A 17,482-nucleotide genomic window follows, 5' to 3' on the forward strand; every position below is an offset into this window, starting at 1 on the left:
TAAATGTTAGAGCGGATTATAACCGCATTGGTATTGGTAGCAGTCGTACTCAGCTGTATGTTCGCTACACAGTCTCACTATCCAATGTTTATGCTGATGATTGTTGCAGCAGGGGTTGCGGGGTATGAGTGGTTTAAGCTCATGCCACAAAAAAATAAAAATTTTGTCAAGCCAGTTGCCTGGGTTTACGGTATTGCAACTGCAGCGCTTGCAACTTTGGCATTATATTTTAACGATATCGCACTATTGCTTTGGGCGGCCTCTATTGTTTGCTGGATACTCAGTATTTTTTGGGTTAAATCCTATCCAGATTACGATGCATGGTATAACTCCAGTCTTAAAGTGATTGGGTTTATTCTTATATCTGCTGCTGTGACTGCAATCTTCTCTGTATGGCATAGCTCGCCATGGTGGCTCATGTATCTGTTTTTACTGGTTTGGGGCGCAGACAGTGGGGCTTATTTTGTTGGGCGTAAATTAGGCAAGAAAAAACTTGCTCCAGATGTCAGTCCGAATAAATCCGTTGAGGGTTTATATGGCGGTATTTTTACATCCATGATTATTGTTGTTGTGGTGGAAGTGCTATATCTGGATTTAAGCTTCGCGCAACATATTTTATTTTTAATTTTATCTGTAATTACGGTATTTAGTTCTGTGTTGGGTGATTTGTTTGAGTCTATGATCAAACGTCGTGCAGGAATTAAAGATTCAGGTCGTATTCTGCCAGGACATGGTGGAGTGTTGGACCGTATTGATTCATTGCTTGCTGCTGCTCCAATTTTTGCTGCAGGCATGTATGTTTTAAAACTTATTGGTGTAGATTTATAGATGTCACAATCTGTTTGTATATTAGGTGTAACGGGTTCCATTGGTCAAAGTACCTTAAAAATTCTGCAACAGCATCCTGAAAAGTATTCTGTTTTTGCAGTCACGGCACATAGTCGCATATTGGAACTTGTCGAAATCTGCAAACAGTATCGACCGAAAATCGCAGTGGTTCCATCCAGTAAAGTGGATGAACTTAAACAGCATTTTCAAAATCACAATTTGAACAATATTGAAATTCTGTCCGATGAAGCTGGCCTGATTGCTGTTGCTGAACATCCGGATGTGGGTGTGGTCATGGCGGCCATTGTAGGTGCTGCCGGTTTGCTACCCACTTTGGCAGCAGTGAAGGCAGGTAAGCGTGTCTTGCTGGCTAATAAAGAAGCGCTGGTCATGTCCGGTGACATCATGATGCAAGCTGCGCGCGATTATCATGCTGAATTGTTACCGGTAGATTCTGAACATAATGCCATTTTTCAATGTTTGCCAGAAGGTTATTTTCAGACCGAACGTACTGGACAGCCGAAGCAGGGTGTATCGCGTATTTTGCTGACGGCCTCTGGAGGCCCATTCATTAACCATAGTCTGGAACAATTGCAAAGCGTTACCCCGGCACAGGCCTGCAAGCATCCAAACTGGTCAATGGGACAGAAAATTTCCGTGGATTCAGCCACTTTAATGAATAAAGGGCTGGAATTGATTGAAGCCTGTCATCTTTTTGCAATTTCAGAACAGTTTGTAACAGTGGTAGTACATCCACAGAGTATCATTCATTCTATGGTTCAATATGTGGATGGTTCGACTTTGGCGCAAATGGGCAATCCGGATATGTGCACCCCAATTGCGCATGCGCTTGCATGGCCACAGCGTATTCAAACCCATGTGCCTGCACTTGATCTATTTATCAATCAAAAACTGGATTTCCAGGAACCTGATATAACACGTTTCCCGGCCTTGAAGCTGGCACGACAAGCCATGCAAAATGGTGGCTTGGCACCGGCTATTTTAAATGCTGCAAATGAGATTGCTGTGGCGGCTTTCCTGCGAAACAATATTGGCTTTACTGAAATTCCTCAGGTGGTTGAGCAGACTCTAAATCAGGTAGAAGGTGGTTCGGCAGAATCAATTGAACGTATTTTACTGGCAGATCAAGCTGCACGTTCAGTAGCACAACAAATTGTCACCCATAAAGGAAGCTAAACCATGAGTGCCTTGTTTATGATTGTGGCAGCAATTTTACTCCTTGGGCCGTTAATCGCGATTCATGAGTTCGGACATTATATTGTTGCACGTAAACTGGGTGTTAAAGTTTTAGTTTATTCGATTGGCTTTGGTCCAACCTTGTTGAAGTGGACTTCGAAAAAGTCAGGCATTCAATACCAGCTTTCCGCATTACCTTTAGGGGGTTATGTGAAAATGCTGGATGAACGTGAGGGCAGTGTCGCTGAGCAGGATTTGCCACGTGCGTTCAATCGTCAGCATCCATGGAAACGAATTGCAATCGTTGCTGCTGGACCCTTAATCAATCTGGTTTTTGCTGTGTTGTTATTTTGGGTTTTATTTATTCCAGCTGAGGAGCAACTGAATACCCGTGTAGGTAAGGTATTGCCGAATACACCTGCGGCAAGTGTGCAAATGCAGGTTGGTGACAAAATTACTACAGTTGATGGAACGCAAACCAATACTTGGGAAAAATTAAATTTTGCACTGGTAGATCGTGTAGGTGAGACCGGAAGCATTGAAATTCAGGCAGATCGTCATGGTCAGCTACACACTTTCCAATTACCTATTCACAATTTTCTTAAAGATCAGAAACAGTCGGCATTAGACAGCCTGGGCTTTTTACCTTATCGTCCGCCCCTCGCGCCTGTGGTCAGTAAACTGAGTGAAGATGGTGCAGCTATTCGTCAAGGCATGAAAGCAGGTGATAAAATCGTAGCGATTGATGGCGTGAAAACCAATGATTGGTTCGATGTGGTTCAAATTATTCAGGCTTCGCCAGAAAAATTGTTAAAAATAGATGTAATACGTCAAAATCAACTGGTACATTTGCAAGTAATGCCGCAAGGGAAGCGCGACAGTATGGGCAATGTTTCAGGGGTGCTGGGTGTACAAAATATTCCAGGAAAAATAGCCATTCCTGAGGAATATAAGCAAACCATTCAGTACAGTCCAACAGAAGCTTTTGTAATGGCGGTAGATAAAACGGGTCAAATTTCAGGTATGATTTTGAACTCGATTGTCAAAATGGTTCGTGGTTTAATTGGCTTGGATAATTTATCCGGTCCAATCACGATTGCCAAAGTGGCAGGCCAAAGTGCGGAAATGGGCTGGCAAACCTTTATCTCATTTATGGCTTTGATGAGCGTGAGCTTAGGAATTTTAAATTTATTGCCTATTCCAATGCTTGATGGCGGACACTTGGTTTACTATTTTATTGAGCTAATTCGTGGTAAACCTGTTTCTGAACAAATACAATTGGTTGGTTTAAAAATTGGTATGGTACTGCTCGGTAGCATGATGCTCCTTGCATTATTCAATGACTTCATGCGTTTATAACAACGTAGATATGAAATAAATTAACATCGGAAAAGACTGGCATGCAGCACACACATTTATTTATGCCTTTGGCACTCGTTAGTGCAATGGCAGCAGTACAACAAGTATATGCAGCAGATGAATTCATTGTCCGCGATATCAAAATTGACGGACTTGTTCGTTTAACGCCTACCAATGTCTATGGGATGTTACCTGTTAATGCAGGCGATCGTGTCAATGATGCGACAATTGCCAATGCGATACGTGCCTTGTATGCCACGGGCTTGTTTGATGATATCAAAGCATCTCAAGACGGGGATACGCTTGTTTTTACAGTGGTTGAGCGCCCGCTGATTTCAAAAGTCGAGTTTAAAGGCAATAAACTGATCCCTAAAGAGGCTCTTCAAGACGGGCTGAAAAAAATGGGGATTGCAGAAGGCGAGGTTCTAAAAAAATCTGCGCTGCAAACCATTGAGACTGAGCTTGAACAGCAGTATATGCAACAAGGTCGCTATGATGCTGATGTAAAAGTTATTACTACCGCAAGACCAAATAACCGTGTCGACTTGACTATCGACTTTGCAGAAGGTAAAGCGGCAAAAGTTGTTGATATTAATATTATTGGTAATACTGTTTTTAAAGAAAGTGAAATCAAGCAAGCTTTTGCGGTGAAGGAAAGTGGTTGGAGCTCGATTGTTACCCGTAACGATCGTTATGCACGTGAAAAAATGGCAGCCAGTCTGGAAGCTTTACGTGCGTTGTATTTAAACAAAGGTTATATCAATTTCAATATCACCAATTCAAGTTTGAACTTGAGCGAAGATAAAAAGAATATCTTTGTTGAAGTGGCTGTGGAAGAAGGTGAACAGTTTAAATTTGGTGAAAGCAAGTTCTTGGGTGATGCGCTGTATAAGCCAGAAGAATTAAAAGCACTACAAATTTATAAAGATGGTGAGACTTATTCTCAAGAGAAGGTAAATGCGGTCAAACAGCTTTTACTTCGCAAGTATGGTAACGCTGGTTATTACTATGCTGAAGTCAATATTGTTCCTGAGATTAATAAAGAAACTAAACTGGTTGATTTAAATTATTATATTAACCCGGGTCAGCAAGTGACCGTACGTCGTATCAATTTCACCGGTAATACTAAGACAGCAGATGAAGTGTTACGTCGTGAAATGCGTCAAATGGAAGGTGCTTTGGCAAGCAATGAAAAAATTGACTTGTCTAAAGTCCGTTTAGAGCGTACAGGTTTCTTTAAAACAGTTGATATTAAACCGGCACGTATTCCCAATGTGCCCGACCAAGTTGATTTGAATGTCAATGTTGAAGAACAGCATTCAGGTACCAGTACTTTGGCAGTGGGTTTCTCGCAAAGTGGTGGTGTGACATTCCAAGCCGGTTTAAGCCAAACCAACTTCTTGGGTACAGGTAATAGTGTTTCGATTGACTTATCCCGTTCAGAAACACAAGACTATTATAACTTAAGCGTGACAGACCCGTATTTCACCATTGATGGTGTGCGTCGTGGTTATAACATGTACTACCGTAAAACCAAGCTGGATAGTGACTATAACGTTAACAACTATGTAACGGACAGTTTTGGTGGTGGTATTAACTTTGGTTATCCAATTGATGAAAATCAGAGTATCAGTGCCGGATTTAACATTGACCAGACAGATGTCACTACAGGGCCTTATGTATCAACATATGTCCGAGACTATTTGTTGGCAAATGGTGGTAAGGCCACTGGGCGTGCTACAGATGTGTGTATTGGGGAGCAAGTTGCTCAATATAATGATCCTGCTAATCCAACTACAGTCACAGGCTATACTTGTAGCGGGCAAACAGTTGACTTTGATAATAAATTCAATGGTGACTTCTTAACCTACAACCTGAATTTGGGTTGGTCATACAACACCTTGAACCGACCAGTTTTCCCAACGAGTGGTATGTCTCATCGTGTGAATGGTGAAATTGCATTACCAGGTAGTGATGTGGAATACCAAAAAGTAACCTATGATGCACAAGCATTCTTGCCTTTAGGTAAAGATTTTGTCCTTCGTGGTTATGGTAAGTTGGGTTATGGTAATGATTTACCATTCTATAAAAACTTTTATGCTGGTGGTTTTGGTTCGGTACGAGGCTATGACAATAGTACTTTAGGTCCTAAGTATCCAGGCGTAACTTATAATGAATCAAAAACCCGAGATTACGATCCTGAAGAAGTGGGTGGTAATGCTTTAGTGCAATTTGGTACCGAACTTGCCTTGCCTTTGCCATTTAAAGGGGATTGGACACGACAAGTTAGACCAGTGCTGTTTGCAGAAGGTGCACAGGTTTTTGATACCCAGTGTGATATTCCGAAAGGAAACTTATACTTAAATTCAAGCAACACGCAAGTTGATGCCAAACAGTATTGTAAGGATAACTTTGGTTTTGATGCGGGTAACATGCGTTATAGCGTAGGTGCTGGCTTTACCTGGATTACCATGATTGGGCCATTATCGCTTAGCTATGCATATCCACTAAATGATAAACCGGGTGATGATACTAAGAATATCCAGTTTGAAATTGGTCGTACTTTCTAAGTACGACTTTATACAAGTTTAATTAAAGATATTTGGATATTTAAATGAATAAAATATTAATGAGTCTGGTTTTTGCTGGTTTTGCAAGTACATCAGTGGTTCATGCTGCGGGTTATGGGGTAATTGACCTGGAAAAAGTGGTAGAAAATAGCACTTATTTAAAACAGCAGAATGCTTCTATACAGCAAAAAGTAAAACCACAAACCACAAAGCTTGAACAGTTGGCGAAAGAGTTGGAAGCGCTACAACAACGTGCACAGCAAAATCCCAATCTTCCTGATGCTGAAAAACAGCAGATGGCTACTCAGTATCAGGCTAAACTGAAAGAAGTGAATACAATTCAGCAATCACTACAAGCCACCGTTCAAGCTTCAATTCAGGTCATGAATAAAACTATGGATGGTCGTGTGAAACAAGTTGCTGAACAATTGCGTAAAGAAAATAGCTTGGAAGTTGTTTTGAATAAAAATTCAGCACTTGCCTATGACCCTAAGTATGATTTAACTGATAAAATGATTCAAAAGGTTAATCTTATTAAGTAATCAATGAATCCGAAACAATTTCGCTTAGAAGATCTTGCTCGCCTTGTGCAAGGCGAGTATGTTGGTCAGTCTGATCTAAAGTTAGAAGGATTGGCAAGTTTAGATCTTGCTCAAGCGAAGCATATCGCATTTGTAAATGCTGATAAATATTTAGATCAGGCACGTGCATCAAACGCAGGTGCATTGATTGTTACAGCAGCTTTAAAAGCACAGCTGGACACGCATAATAACTTTATTGTTGTCGCGAATCCTTACCTTGCTTTCGCTATTCTGACGCATGTTTTTGAGAAAAAAAATACGCATCAGGGCATTGAAAGTACAGCACAAATCCATCCCTCTGCCATTGTTGCTGATACTGCTTATATTGGTCATTATGCTGTGATTGGTGAAAACTGTGTTGTGGGTGATGAAACTGTCATTCAATCACAAGTGAAAATTGATGATGGTGTTGAAATTGGTAAACAATGTTTTATCGATTCACACGTGACCATAACTGGCGAAACCAAGATTGGTGATCGCGTTCGTATTCATGCGAATACCGTGATTGGTGGTGAAGGTTTTGGCTTTGCACCTTACCAAGGGAAATGGCATCGGATTGCTCAATTGGGTTCAGTTAAAATTGGCAATGATGTCCGAATTGGCTCAAATTGCAGTATTGATCGCGGTGCATTGGACGACACAATTCTTGAAGATGGTGTCATTATTGATAACCTTGTGCAAATCGCGCATAACGTTAAGCTTGGTGCAAATACTGCATTAGCGGCTAAATGTGGTATTGCTGGAAGTACTACGATTGGCAAAAATTGTGTGCTTGCAGGGGCAGTCGGGGTCGTAGGGCATATTAATATTGCCGATAATGTAACAATTACCGGTATGTCAATGGTCACAAAAAGTATTTCTGAACCAGGCAGCTATTCTTCAGGTACGCCAATGCTGGAAAGTTTGCACTGGAAACGAGCAGCTGTACGCTTTAAACAATTAGCAGATGTGCCATTGACCCAATTACTGAAACGGCTTGATCATATGCAGACTCAAATCGAGTCCCTTGAATCAACTTTTAAGCGTAAATAGAAATATGATGACTGAGTCTAATACTCCTGCATTTACGAAGCCTGAATTGCCAATGCATATTCAACAAATTCGTGAATATTTACCTCACCGCTATCCATTCTTATTGGTCGATCGTATTGTTGATGTGACTGATAATGGCATCGTGGGTTACAAGAATGTTTCAATCAACGAAGAGTTTTTACAGGGACATTTCCCGGGCTATCCGATTATGCCAGGTGTTTTGATTGTTGAAGCTTTGGCTCAAGTCTCTGGTATACTTGGTTTTATCATGAATAATGAGAAACCGAGCGAAGGCTCTTTGTTCCTTTTTGCGGGCGCTGAAAAGGTTCGTTTTAAAAAACAAGTCGTTGCTGGTGACCAACTGGTGTTAAAATCAGAATTGGTTATGCACAAACGTGGTATTTACAAATATAATTGTATAGCCACAGTGGATGGCGTTGTAGCAACAACCGCGGAAATTATGGTTTCGCATCAAAAAATAGAGCAGGCATGAGTAATCACGATTTAATTCACCCAACCGCCATTATTGACTCATCTGCAGTTATTGCATCGGATGTACAAATAGGTCCTTATTGTATCATTGGACCCAAGGTAACCATTGGTGAGGGCACTAAGCTGCATTCACATGTGGTTATTGGTGGCTATACTCGGATTGGAAAAAATAATGAAATCTTCCAGTTTGCGAGCGTGGGTGAAGTTTGTCAGGATTTAAAATATGCTGGCGAAGAAACATGGCTTGAAATTGGTGATCACAACTCGATTCGTGAGCATTGCAGCTTGCATCGTGGTACGGTACAAGATCAGGGTATTACCAAGTTGGGTAGTCATAACTTATTGATGGTGAATACTCATATTGCACATGATTGTGTTGTGGGTGATCACAATATTTTTGCCAATAATGTCGGTGTTGCAGGACATGTGCATATTGGCGATTATGTTGTTGTGGGTGGAAATTCAGGTATTCATCAATTCTGTAAGATTGATTCTTACAGCATGATTGGTGGAGCATCATTAATTTTGAAAGATGTTCCTGCTTATGTGATGGTTTCTGGCAATCCAGCACATGCTTTTGCAATGAACGTGGAAGGTATGCGTCGTAAAGGCTGGTCTAAAAATGTGATCCAAGCATTACGTCAGGCCTTTAAATTGATTTATAAAGATGGTTTAACGACTGAACAGGCTATTCAGCAGATTCGCTCTGAAATTCTGCCTGAAGCACCTGAAGCTCAATTATTGATTGATTCTTTAGAGCAGTCAAAACGTGGTATCGTGCGTTAATCAAATACGTTATTGAAAAAAAGACACCTTTATAGGTGTCTTTTTTATTTCTTGAAATAGCCGGCTTCTTCAGATTTTGGGTAATTTTTTTGTAGTTTGGTTTTAAGCTGATTCGCTAGGGTGGTGTTGTGATCGACATCATTGGCAATATTATAAAGCTGGTAAAGGGATCGCGAGGCTTTAGCTGAGTTTGGATATTGATTCACCACAATATTGTAATTTTTTTTGGCTTCCACATAATTGGTTGGTTCAATCGCCAAATTAAACTCTGCTAACCAGAAATAGGCATTACTGATGTAAACACTATTCGGATTATTTTTAATAAAGTTTTGCATAGGTGCAATAGCTTTCTTTGCGCCACCTTGTTTATAGGCATCTAATGCAACTGTATACGCAGCTTTATCTAGTTCGGCTGCTGGCTGCTGCGTACTTACTGTACTAGCAGGTTTTGTTGCTGTAGATGTCGTTGCTTTGGCCGTAGAAGTTGGTGTAGGTGTTGTCGCTACTTTGGCAGTATTGGAGGCTACTGAAGGAGTAGAAACTATTGCGGCTGTGCTGTTGGAGCTGCTGGGAGACGTATCCTGTTGGTTATCCTCCTCTGATGCTGCGCTTTCTGGATCTACTTTCTGCTGTAACAGTTCAAGTCGCTGGTCTAAGTCAGTATAACGATTGCTGAGTTCATGTTTCAGCTGTTCAATTTCATTGTCCTGTTCTTCTATTTTTCCACGTAATGTACGGAGGTCATTTTCCAGTTGCTGGTTTTTTTGCATGATTTGCCAATTTAGATTGGTAGGTACATTGGCAACCGTTGCACCTGAATTAATTGCTGTGCTGGTGGCTGTATTGCTGCTTAAGTCGATACTATTATTTTGACTTAAACCACGGGATTCAATCGGAACATTTGCATAGAGTGAAGCAGAACTAAGCAGAGCAAGTACACATAAAGCATGCTGTTTGAGCATCATAAAAAAACATCCATTTCGTATTTTGAGATACATTCTAAATACGTCATTTTAGAGTGTAATCATTTAAAAGACCTGAGCACATTAAAAACGCCCATGCGGTGAAATGCAATATGCTTTTACAATCTTGTCGTAGTTTTAAAGTAATTGATTGCGCAGATAAAAAATAAGCAAATATGCTGATTTTCTTCAATATTGTTTTTTTAATAAGCAAATAAAAACAATGTTGCTGGAAAACGGGTTTGAGTGCTTGCAAGTTAAAGAAAAATCTCTATACTCTGTTCTTGCAATGGTAGCCCTGCCGGTTACTTCGCAATTGTACTCTACGAACCCCGCCAGGACCGGAAGGTAGCAACGGTAGTGGAACTATGATGTGCCGAAGGCTTGCTGGTAGGGTTGCCACCAGTTTCTATAATAATATCTATCTCTTTCCTTCTTTATATTTCATCTTCTTTTCGGCTAATTGCCTTCATAATCGCATCCATTTCAAAACCACGATACATCAAAAAGCGAATTTGTTTGGCTTTGAGTTTAGGTTCTTTTTCTACCTTTAAACCAAATTTTTTGACTTTTAGTTGATAGGCTTGTTCATTCCAGTCGGTTTCTTTTAATTCGTCTTGAATCAGACTGCTATCAATTTTTTTGGATTTTAAAGCCAGTTTAATCCGGTTAGGACCTTTGCCTTTACGTTTTTGGCTGGCCAGCATCATTTCTGCTACACGCTGGTCACTCTGATAATTTTCTCTCGCTAGTTCATCGACCAGTTTGACCACCTCATCACGATCCATGGCATACAGCGCCAGTTTTTCAATCAGATCAGCCTTGGAATATTCTTTACGGGTCAGGACAGCAAAAGCATAAGAGCGTAAACGCGTACCGGTAAGGCCTTGGGCTTTGGGCTGTGGATCAGTTTCAAAATGCAAAGCATCTGAGTCTTGGGGTGGGGAGGAGCAAGAGGGTGATTCGTCAGATGACTCATCAAATTGTTGCTTGAGCGTTTCATAATCAAGCATGTTGGGAAATTTGGGATTGCTCATAAGGGTTCTATCGCATCAAATATAAAACGCCCCGTAGGGCGTTTTACAGTTTAACTTTTATTATGCTTGAAATTAAGCATCTAAAAAGTCTGGTTCCGCTTCGTCTTTATCTTCTACTGGTGCTGTACCTGTAGTGAGGAGCTGTTCACGAATCAGTTTTTCAACTTCAATGGCTATCTGCGGATTTTCTTCCAGATGACGAATGACGTTGTTTTTACCTTGGCCAATTTTATCGCCCTGATAAGAATACCACGCACCCGCTTTTTGAATGATCTCTTGTTGTACCGCCAAGTCGATCAATTCACCTAAGTGGTTCACACCTTTACCATACAGAATCTGGAAGACGGCTTCTTTAAAAGGAGGTGCCATCTTGTTCTTCACGACTTTCACACGTGTTTCAGAACCGATGATTTCATCACCTTCTTTGACTTGACCAATACGGCGAATGTCTAAACGTACAGAAGCGTAGAATTTCAGCGCGTTACCACCCGTTGTGGTTTCAGGGCTACCAAACATTACACCAATCTTCATACGAATCTGGTTAATGAAGATCACCATACAGTTAGAACGTTTGGCATTACCGGTAATTTTACGAAGTGCCTGACTCATTAAACGCGCTTGCAGACCCATGTGCGAGTCACCCATTTCGCCTTCAATTTCAGCACGTGGGGTTAAAGCCGCTACGGAGTCGACAACGATCAGGTCAATCGCACCAGAACGAACCAGCATATCGGCAATTTCAAGGGCCTGTTCACCATTGTCAGGCTGTGATACCAAAAGATTGTCGATATCTACGCCTAATTTGCGCGCATATTGTGGGTCAAGTGCGTGTTCTGCATCGATGAAAGCACACGTACCACCGGCTTTTTGACATTGGGCAATAGCCTGTAATGTCATGGTGGTTTTACCTGAAGATTCAGGACCGTAGATTTCAACAATACGGCCTTTTGGTAGACCACCAATACCGAGTGCGATATCCAGTGTTAAAGACCCTGTAGAAACCGCTTCAACGGCTTGTACGGTGTTATCACCCAGACGCATTACTGTATTTTTACCAAACTGTTTTTCAATCTGGCTTAGGGCAGCGTTTAGCGCCTTGCTTTTATTATCATCCATCTCACAACCTCAAAACGATGTCACAAAAATATTAACTTAAGTGGATGTGTTGCTTTCAAACGTGTTCCACCCCAGTATAGTGACAGATTCATTCCTTATGTTCTATATCAATTCAGTCGAATGCGACAGAATATGACGCTTTGGTTAATCATCATGATAAGACCAGTGCTGGTCAAACTGTTGATCATTATCTTGTTTAAATTTACTGATTTGTCGTCGATCTTTTTTACTAGGTCGATGTTCAGGTCGGGCTAGATTATGCAACTTTCTTTGGGTGGCAAGCAACTCTCGTCGTGCAATACTGACTTCGGTTTCTTCATAAAGTTGCTGGGCAATGGGAGCTGCACCACGAATATCCGATAAGGCCTTGATAAGCACCGTTTTACGATCCAGGCCTTGCTGGATGGTGAGTTCCATACCCACGCGAACTTCTTTGGAGACTTTCACCCGTTCACCATTGTGGTGGACTTTACCGCCTTCAATCGCTGCCTTGGAGATGGAGCGTGTCTTAAAAAAACGCGCTGCCCATAGCCATTTATCGATACGCATACTTTCAACATGCTGCTGTTGAGCGGGATTAGGCATATTTTTTCTGATCCTCAGCTTGTTCCAGAATGGTCCTTAAATCGGTCAAATCTTGTAGAATAGGATAAGGGCTTGTCGTTCTGACCTTTCCTTGAGATGAGGGCTGGGCAATGGTAATTAAATTGCAGAGACCAAATTTTTCTGCACCTTTCAGAACTTTTTCGGTGTCATCAATAAAATAGGACTGATCTATCTGGAAGGGGTGCAGGAAATGCAGTTTTTGCCAGAATTCGATGCATTCTTTGGCATAACCGATGCTTTCGCTACTGATAATGACATCGAAATAATGCGCGATTTGGGTTTGTTCGAGTTTGAATTTTAAACCTTCACAATCTGCATTGGTGGCAATCCAGCAGGCATAGCCTTCGGATTTAAGATATTCAAGCAATTCGATACAGCCTGGACGCAAGGCCACCTGATGTTTAAATTCCTGCTGTAATGCCAGCGTATCTACACCGACTTTGGCACTCCAGAAGCGGGTGGAATACCAATTTAGGGTATGATTATGTTGCTGATAAAACTGAAAGAGCGCTTCGGTACTCTGTTCGAGTGTGCAGCCATGTGTTTCTGCATAACGAATCGGAAGCTGATGATTCCAGATAAAATCATCATAAGCAAGATCAAGAAGCGTACCATCCATATCAAATATGATGGTCGGTTTTTCTGAATAATACGACATATGAAGGTAATCTATGTTTAAAGCTACGACAGCACCGCAAGATGCTTTGATTTTACAGTTGCTTCCCATTGTGACACAGGCATGTGAAATTTTGCGAGCAGAATATCAGGCCTATTGTGCAGGTGAGACTTTTGGTGTCGAGAAAAAAAGTGACAATTCACCGGTGACTCAGGCTGATTATCGGGTGAATGAATTTATCACCCGCGCATTAAAGCAGACTTTCCCGCTGATTCCTTTATTGTCAGAAGAAGGTGACTACACAGAGCGCAAGCAATGGCACAATTTTTGGTTACTCGATCCTTTGGATGGTACCAAAGAGTTTCTGCACAAACGACCAGAATTTACCATCAATCTTAGTTTGGTTGAGGGTTCGCATACGACTTTTGCAATCTTGGCGATTCCGGGTGAACAGACGATTTATATCTGTCCGAAGCAAGGCTTACCATTAAAATTTGAGATTCAAAGCGGTGTGTGGTCGCAGTATACAGATGATCCATCGTCTGACATTATCCAGATTGGTTTAAGCCAGAGCAGCCAGAATAAACCCAAATATGCAGAATACCTGAATATCTTAAAGCAACAGGTCGACATTGTAGAATTTAAGGCAGGCAGTGCTTACAAGTTCTGCATGATTTTGGAAGGTAAGGTGGATATTTATCCACGCTTTCATCCCACCAGTGAATGGGACACCAGTGCAGGGCAATGTCTAATTGAACGCATTGGCGGTGGGCTGGTCGATTTTAAAGGACAAGCTTTTTTATATAATCAGCGTGACAGTTTGCTGAATGGTGGTTTTATTGCATTTCGGAATATGGAAATGAAAAAATTGGCATTTCAGGCTCTAGGACTTATGGCGAACAGACATTGAGCTACTGCCTGAACATGCTATAGTGTGTTAAAACCTGTTTAAATTTTTGGCTAGACTGTGGCTTTAGAACTACTCCCTGCAAGTATGCTGAAGGCGATTGATTTATTGCCGGATGCAAAAACACCTGTCACTTTGTTTACCCGCCATTCTATTCGTGAAGTGGTGGCAGGTCAGGGTCTGGCTGGTTATGATTTGCAGCTCACTGAACAAGGACGTGATCTGGCACAGGAATGGGGTAGCTATTTAATTAATAATACCGACCGGAGTATTCAGCACTGTATTTCAAGTCCGATACAACGCTGTGTGGATACGGCTGCTTTGATGATTCAAGGTGCGGATGCCACTACTTTGGTACAAAATACCCATCATATTGAAATTGTCGAGCAAGGCTTGTTGGTCGAACCTGGTAGTTTTGTATTGGATATCAAGCAGGCGGGTCCTTATTTTCGCAAGCAAGGGGCCTTGGGCTTTATTAACAGTTTTGTGAATAATGCCTTGCCCGGAATGAAGCATCCTATTACGGGTGTGGTGGATGTATTAGAGCTGATTTATAACACTCATCCCCAAGATCATTTCGGTTTAAGTCTGGCGGTAAGCCACGATACCATTCTAGCAGCTATTATTGCCGTAATTTCTGGACGACACACCATCAGTCAGGAAGACTGGCCAAAGATGATGGAAGGATTGTTTGTCTGGTTTGAAGGGGATGAGTTTTTGGAGTCGAAACTGAAATGGATTTGGCGGGGTAAAATGAATGAATTGTCGATTCGCGATTTTCAGAAACTGGAAAAATAAAAAAAATTAGTACTTCTACTTAAAATATTTTTATTGAATAGTTATGTTTAGATACAAAAAAAGCCCTCAACGGGCTTTTTTCATTGCAACAACTTAGTTAGCTAAAGCTTTAACTTGTGCATTTAAACGGCTCTTATGACGAGCAGCTTTGTTTTTATGGATGATGCCTTTATCAGCCATACGGTCAATTACAGGTACTGCAGTTTTGTAAGCTTCAGTAGCTGCTGCATAGTCACCAGCTGCGATAGCTGCAACAGTGCGTTTAAGATATGTACGAACCATTGAACGTAAGCTAGCGTTGTGTTTACGTGCTTTAACGTTTTGACGAGCACGTTTTTTTGCTTGAGCAGAGTTTGCCACTCGTGCACTCCTTGAATTAGATTGGTCTGGGCGGGCTGAAATTGCATCTGAAAACCTTCATCAGAAGAATTATCACCAGCCCGTAAACAAGTGCCATATTGTGATTAAACTATGGCGTTAAGTCAAGTCTTGACTTGATTTGACAACATTTTAGATGCATAAAAAGTATAAAGAAACCGTTACATTAGTAATAACCTATAGAGATTGCTTAAAAAATGACTAAATCAATTAAAAGTGCAATTGTGATTGGAGCAACAGGTTTGGTCGGGCGGGAATTACTGCAGCGGCTGAACCAAATGGCAGACTGCGAAAAAATTACGGCTGTGGTTCGACATGAAGATCCGCAGTTCAAGAGTCTAAAAAAAGTACAACAATTTATACTTGATGATTTTCTACTACTGAATGATGAAGACGTAAATGGCTATAGCCATGCCTTTAGTTGTTTGGGGAGTACGTTAAAAAAAGCTGGTTCAAAAGAAAATTTTTTTAATATCGATTATGAAATTAATGCGCATTTTGCCGATTTGCTGGAATCAACAGCAACCCATTATGTGTTGGTCAGTGCATTAGGCGCCAATGCTCAATCAAAAATTTTTTACAATAAAGTCAAAGGAGAACTGGAAAATCATATCCGGAGTTTAAATCTGGAATGTGTATCCATTTTACAACCGTCCTTATTGCTGGGTGCTCGCCATGAGCAACGTACACTCGAAGAACTGACGCAAAAGTTGTATCGGAGATTTTCGCATTTAGTACCAGATACATTTAAATATAAGCCAGTGACAGCAGCACAAGTGGCTCATACTATGGTCGAGGCAGCGCAAACTCAAACTGAAAAGTTTGAAATTTATGATAATTTACGCATACAAAATTCCAAATGAGGGAAATAAAAAGTGTCCACTCCAGCATTCGTAACCTGTGATTTACTTGATGACCATCCAGAAAAAGATATTCAGGTCGTTACACCATCTATGGATGGGAAATTTTTTAAAAGCTATGGCGCACGTCAAACATTTGGTGGTCAAGCGGTAACCGTAAAGTGCTTTGAAGATAACTCACGGGTCAAAGAGCTGCTCGCAACTGATGGTACAGGAAAAGTACTTGTAGTGGATGGTGGAGCTTCTATGCGCTGTGCGTTGATGGGCGATATGATTGCAGAATCAGCAGTGAAAAATCATTGGAACGGTGTAGTCATTTATGGCTGCGTACGTGATGTGGATGCTATTGCTGAACTGGATTTGGGTGTACACGCATTGGCTTCAATTCCACAAAAAAGCAATCGTAAAGGCATAGGCGAAGTAGATTTAACTTTGTATTTTGGTGGAGTAAGCATCAGTTCTGGTGATTACATTTATGCAGATAACAACGGGATTGTGATTTCACAAGAAAAATTAGTCGATTTATAAAGATAAGCACATAAGGACAAAATATGGTGAATCATCAGCTTAAAATAGTACAGGCTTTGGCATCTGCCTTGACTGAGGGAGGGCGGGGTGTAAGCGGTACTGCTTTTCCCAGACAGCCGGAAAAGGCACTCAAACTTTACGAGTTTGAGGGTTCACCATTTTGTCGCCGTGTACGTGAAGTTCTGACTTTATTAAATCTGGATTATGAAGTCTATCCCTGCCCGAAAGGTGGACAGAAGTACCGAAAGATTGTCAAAGAAAAAGGTGGAAAGAGGCAATTTCCTTTTTTTGTTGATGAAAATACCGGTACTGAAATGTACGAGTCGCAAGACATTATCCATTATTTGTTTAAGCATTACGGTCGAAGCGGAACGACACCGAAAAAATTCAGTAAATATCCAAAAATTCCTGTGGCTGCATTTGCAGGCACCATCCTCAATGGAGCTCGTGGGGTCTGGATCAATAAAAATATTCAAGATCGTGCTGCACCGGCCCAGCTTTTGGAGTTGTGGGGCTTTGAAGCAAGTCCTTTTACCCGTGTGGTACGTGGTGTGTTAACCGAACTGGAACTCCCGTATTTGTTCCATAATGTGCCTAAAGAGCGTTGGCAGGATCAAGGACCGGCAGTGTTACGATTAAAACCTGGAAAGTATCAACCTTTAGCAGGTGGCAAGCGTGAAAAAGTGATGGCGATTATGGGGCGTGATATTCAGGTGCCGTATCTGATTGATCCGAATACCGGGGTAAAAATGTTTGAATCTTCAAAGATTGTGAAATACTTAAATCAACACTATGGTTAATGGATGAATGGGAACCGAAACAGCCTCTA

The 17,482-nt window shown here is 41.2% G+C and carries 19 protein-coding genes and 1 other RNA gene; 14 read left to right on the plus strand and 6 right to left on the minus strand.

Annotation, left to right across the window (positions count from 1 at the left end; all coding sequences use genetic code 11):
- Window positions 1-3: 3 nt before the first annotated feature.
- The 8 genes from FB6_RS05440 to lpxA are packed head-to-tail and all read left to right on the plus strand — an operon-like array spanning window position 4 to window position 8,845.
- Window positions 4-828 (plus strand): phosphatidate cytidylyltransferase, encoded by an 825-nt coding sequence (locus FB6_RS05440; protein WP_174559027.1) that lies wholly within the window; start codon window positions 4-6, stop codon window positions 826-828.
- Window positions 829-2,025, plus strand: a complete 1,197-nt coding sequence (gene ispC, locus FB6_RS05445) for a 1-deoxy-D-xylulose-5-phosphate reductoisomerase (RefSeq protein ID WP_174559028.1) — start codon at window positions 829-831, stop codon at window positions 2,023-2,025.
- A 3-nt stretch (window positions 2,026-2,028) separates the two neighbouring features.
- On the plus strand, window positions 2,029-3,384 hold the full coding sequence (gene rseP / locus FB6_RS05450; RefSeq protein ID WP_174559029.1) for an RIP metalloprotease RseP: 1,356 nt from the start codon (window positions 2,029-2,031) through the stop codon (window positions 3,382-3,384).
- A gap of 41 nt (window positions 3,385-3,425) precedes the next feature.
- Entirely contained in the window at window positions 3,426-5,954 is a 2,529-nt protein-coding gene (gene bamA / locus FB6_RS05455; protein ID WP_174559030.1) for an outer membrane protein assembly factor BamA, read from the plus strand.
- Between the two features lie 44 nt (window positions 5,955-5,998).
- The gene (locus FB6_RS05460; RefSeq protein WP_174559031.1) at window positions 5,999-6,496 is read left to right on the plus strand and encodes an OmpH family outer membrane protein; all 498 of its coding nucleotides are present in this window, start codon (window positions 5,999-6,001) and stop codon (window positions 6,494-6,496) included.
- A gap of 3 nt (window positions 6,497-6,499) precedes the next feature.
- Entirely contained in the window at window positions 6,500-7,567 is a 1,068-nt protein-coding gene (gene lpxD / locus FB6_RS05465) for a UDP-3-O-(3-hydroxymyristoyl)glucosamine N-acyltransferase (protein WP_174559032.1), read from the plus strand.
- A 7-nt stretch (window positions 7,568-7,574) separates the two neighbouring features.
- A complete protein-coding gene (gene fabZ / locus FB6_RS05470) occupies window positions 7,575-8,060 on the plus strand; it encodes a 3-hydroxyacyl-ACP dehydratase FabZ (RefSeq protein WP_174559135.1) in 486 nt (161 codons plus the stop codon).
- Entirely contained in the window at window positions 8,057-8,845 is a 789-nt protein-coding gene (gene lpxA / locus FB6_RS05475) for an acyl-ACP--UDP-N-acetylglucosamine O-acyltransferase (RefSeq protein ID WP_174559033.1), read from the plus strand. The genes fabZ and lpxA overlap by 4 nt, the downstream gene beginning before the upstream one ends.
- A 44-nt stretch (window positions 8,846-8,889) precedes the next feature.
- Here lpxA and FB6_RS05480 read toward each other — a convergent pair whose 3' ends face one another.
- Window positions 8,890-9,810: a YbgF trimerization domain-containing protein gene (locus FB6_RS05480; protein WP_174559034.1), complete on the minus strand. Its 921-nt coding sequence runs from the start codon at window positions 9,808-9,810 to the stop codon at window positions 8,890-8,892.
- Between the two features lie 296 nt (window positions 9,811-10,106).
- On the opposite strand from FB6_RS05480, the gene ffs reads away from it, so the two are divergent.
- An RNA gene (ffs, locus tag FB6_RS05485) (signal recognition particle sRNA small type) lies at window positions 10,107-10,203 on the plus strand.
- 41 nt (window positions 10,204-10,244) lie between these two features.
- Here the strand turns inward: ffs and FB6_RS05490 are convergent.
- The 4 genes from FB6_RS05490 to FB6_RS05505 form a co-directional block, all read right to left on the minus strand.
- Window positions 10,245-10,844, minus strand: a complete 600-nt coding sequence (locus FB6_RS05490; RefSeq protein WP_174559035.1) for a regulatory protein RecX — start codon at window positions 10,842-10,844, stop codon at window positions 10,245-10,247.
- A gap of 72 nt (window positions 10,845-10,916) precedes the next feature.
- On the minus strand, window positions 10,917-11,960 hold the full coding sequence (gene recA, locus FB6_RS05495; protein ID WP_174559036.1) for a recombinase RecA: 1,044 nt from the start codon (window positions 11,958-11,960) through the stop codon (window positions 10,917-10,919).
- A gap of 144 nt (window positions 11,961-12,104) precedes the next feature.
- Window positions 12,105-12,545, minus strand: a complete 441-nt coding sequence (locus FB6_RS05500) for an RNA-binding S4 domain-containing protein (RefSeq protein ID WP_174559037.1) — start codon at window positions 12,543-12,545, stop codon at window positions 12,105-12,107.
- Window positions 12,538-13,224 carry an HAD hydrolase-like protein gene (locus tag FB6_RS05505; RefSeq protein ID WP_174559038.1) on the minus strand — a complete coding sequence of 229 codons (687 nt, stop codon included), beginning with the start codon at window positions 13,222-13,224 and terminating at the stop codon, window positions 12,538-12,540. Before FB6_RS05505 ends, FB6_RS05500 begins: the two co-directional genes overlap by 8 nt.
- A gap of 13 nt (window positions 13,225-13,237) precedes the next feature.
- Here FB6_RS05505 and FB6_RS05510 point away from each other — a divergent pair, with 13 nt between their 5' ends.
- Both FB6_RS05510 and FB6_RS05515 read left to right on the plus strand, forming a co-directional pair.
- Complete coding sequence (locus FB6_RS05510) at window positions 13,238-14,092, plus strand: 3'(2'),5'-bisphosphate nucleotidase CysQ family protein (protein WP_174559039.1); 855 nt, start codon at window positions 13,238-13,240, stop codon at window positions 14,090-14,092.
- 57 nt (window positions 14,093-14,149) lie between these two features.
- Window positions 14,150-14,887 carry a histidine phosphatase family protein gene (locus tag FB6_RS05515; protein WP_174559040.1) on the plus strand — a complete coding sequence of 246 codons (738 nt, stop codon included), beginning with the start codon at window positions 14,150-14,152 and terminating at the stop codon, window positions 14,885-14,887.
- A gap of 93 nt (window positions 14,888-14,980) precedes the next feature.
- Here FB6_RS05515 and rpsT read toward each other — a convergent pair whose 3' ends face one another.
- On the minus strand, window positions 14,981-15,247 hold the full coding sequence (gene rpsT, locus FB6_RS05520) for a 30S ribosomal protein S20 (RefSeq protein WP_039622003.1): 267 nt from the start codon (window positions 15,245-15,247) through the stop codon (window positions 14,981-14,983).
- A 215-nt stretch (window positions 15,248-15,462) separates the two neighbouring features.
- Here rpsT and FB6_RS05525 point away from each other — a divergent pair, with 215 nt between their 5' ends.
- From FB6_RS05525 to FB6_RS05535, 3 genes are read left to right on the plus strand one after another with little or no spacing between them, the layout of a single operon-like run.
- The gene (locus FB6_RS05525; protein ID WP_174559041.1) at window positions 15,463-16,128 is read left to right on the plus strand and encodes an NAD(P)H-binding protein; all 666 of its coding nucleotides are present in this window, start codon (window positions 15,463-15,465) and stop codon (window positions 16,126-16,128) included.
- Between the two features lie 12 nt (window positions 16,129-16,140).
- Entirely contained in the window at window positions 16,141-16,653 is a 513-nt protein-coding gene (gene rraA, locus FB6_RS05530; protein WP_174559042.1) for a ribonuclease E activity regulator RraA, read from the plus strand.
- Window positions 16,654-16,676: 23 nt separating this feature from the next.
- The gene (locus FB6_RS05535; RefSeq protein WP_174559043.1) at window positions 16,677-17,453 is read left to right on the plus strand and encodes a glutathione S-transferase N-terminal domain-containing protein; all 777 of its coding nucleotides are present in this window, start codon (window positions 16,677-16,679) and stop codon (window positions 17,451-17,453) included.
- Window positions 17,454-17,482: the final 29 nt, after the last annotated feature.

It is taken from the genome of Acinetobacter bouvetii, assembly GCF_902753875.1.
Taxonomy (GTDB): domain Bacteria; phylum Pseudomonadota; class Gammaproteobacteria; order Pseudomonadales; family Moraxellaceae; genus Acinetobacter; species Acinetobacter bouvetii_A.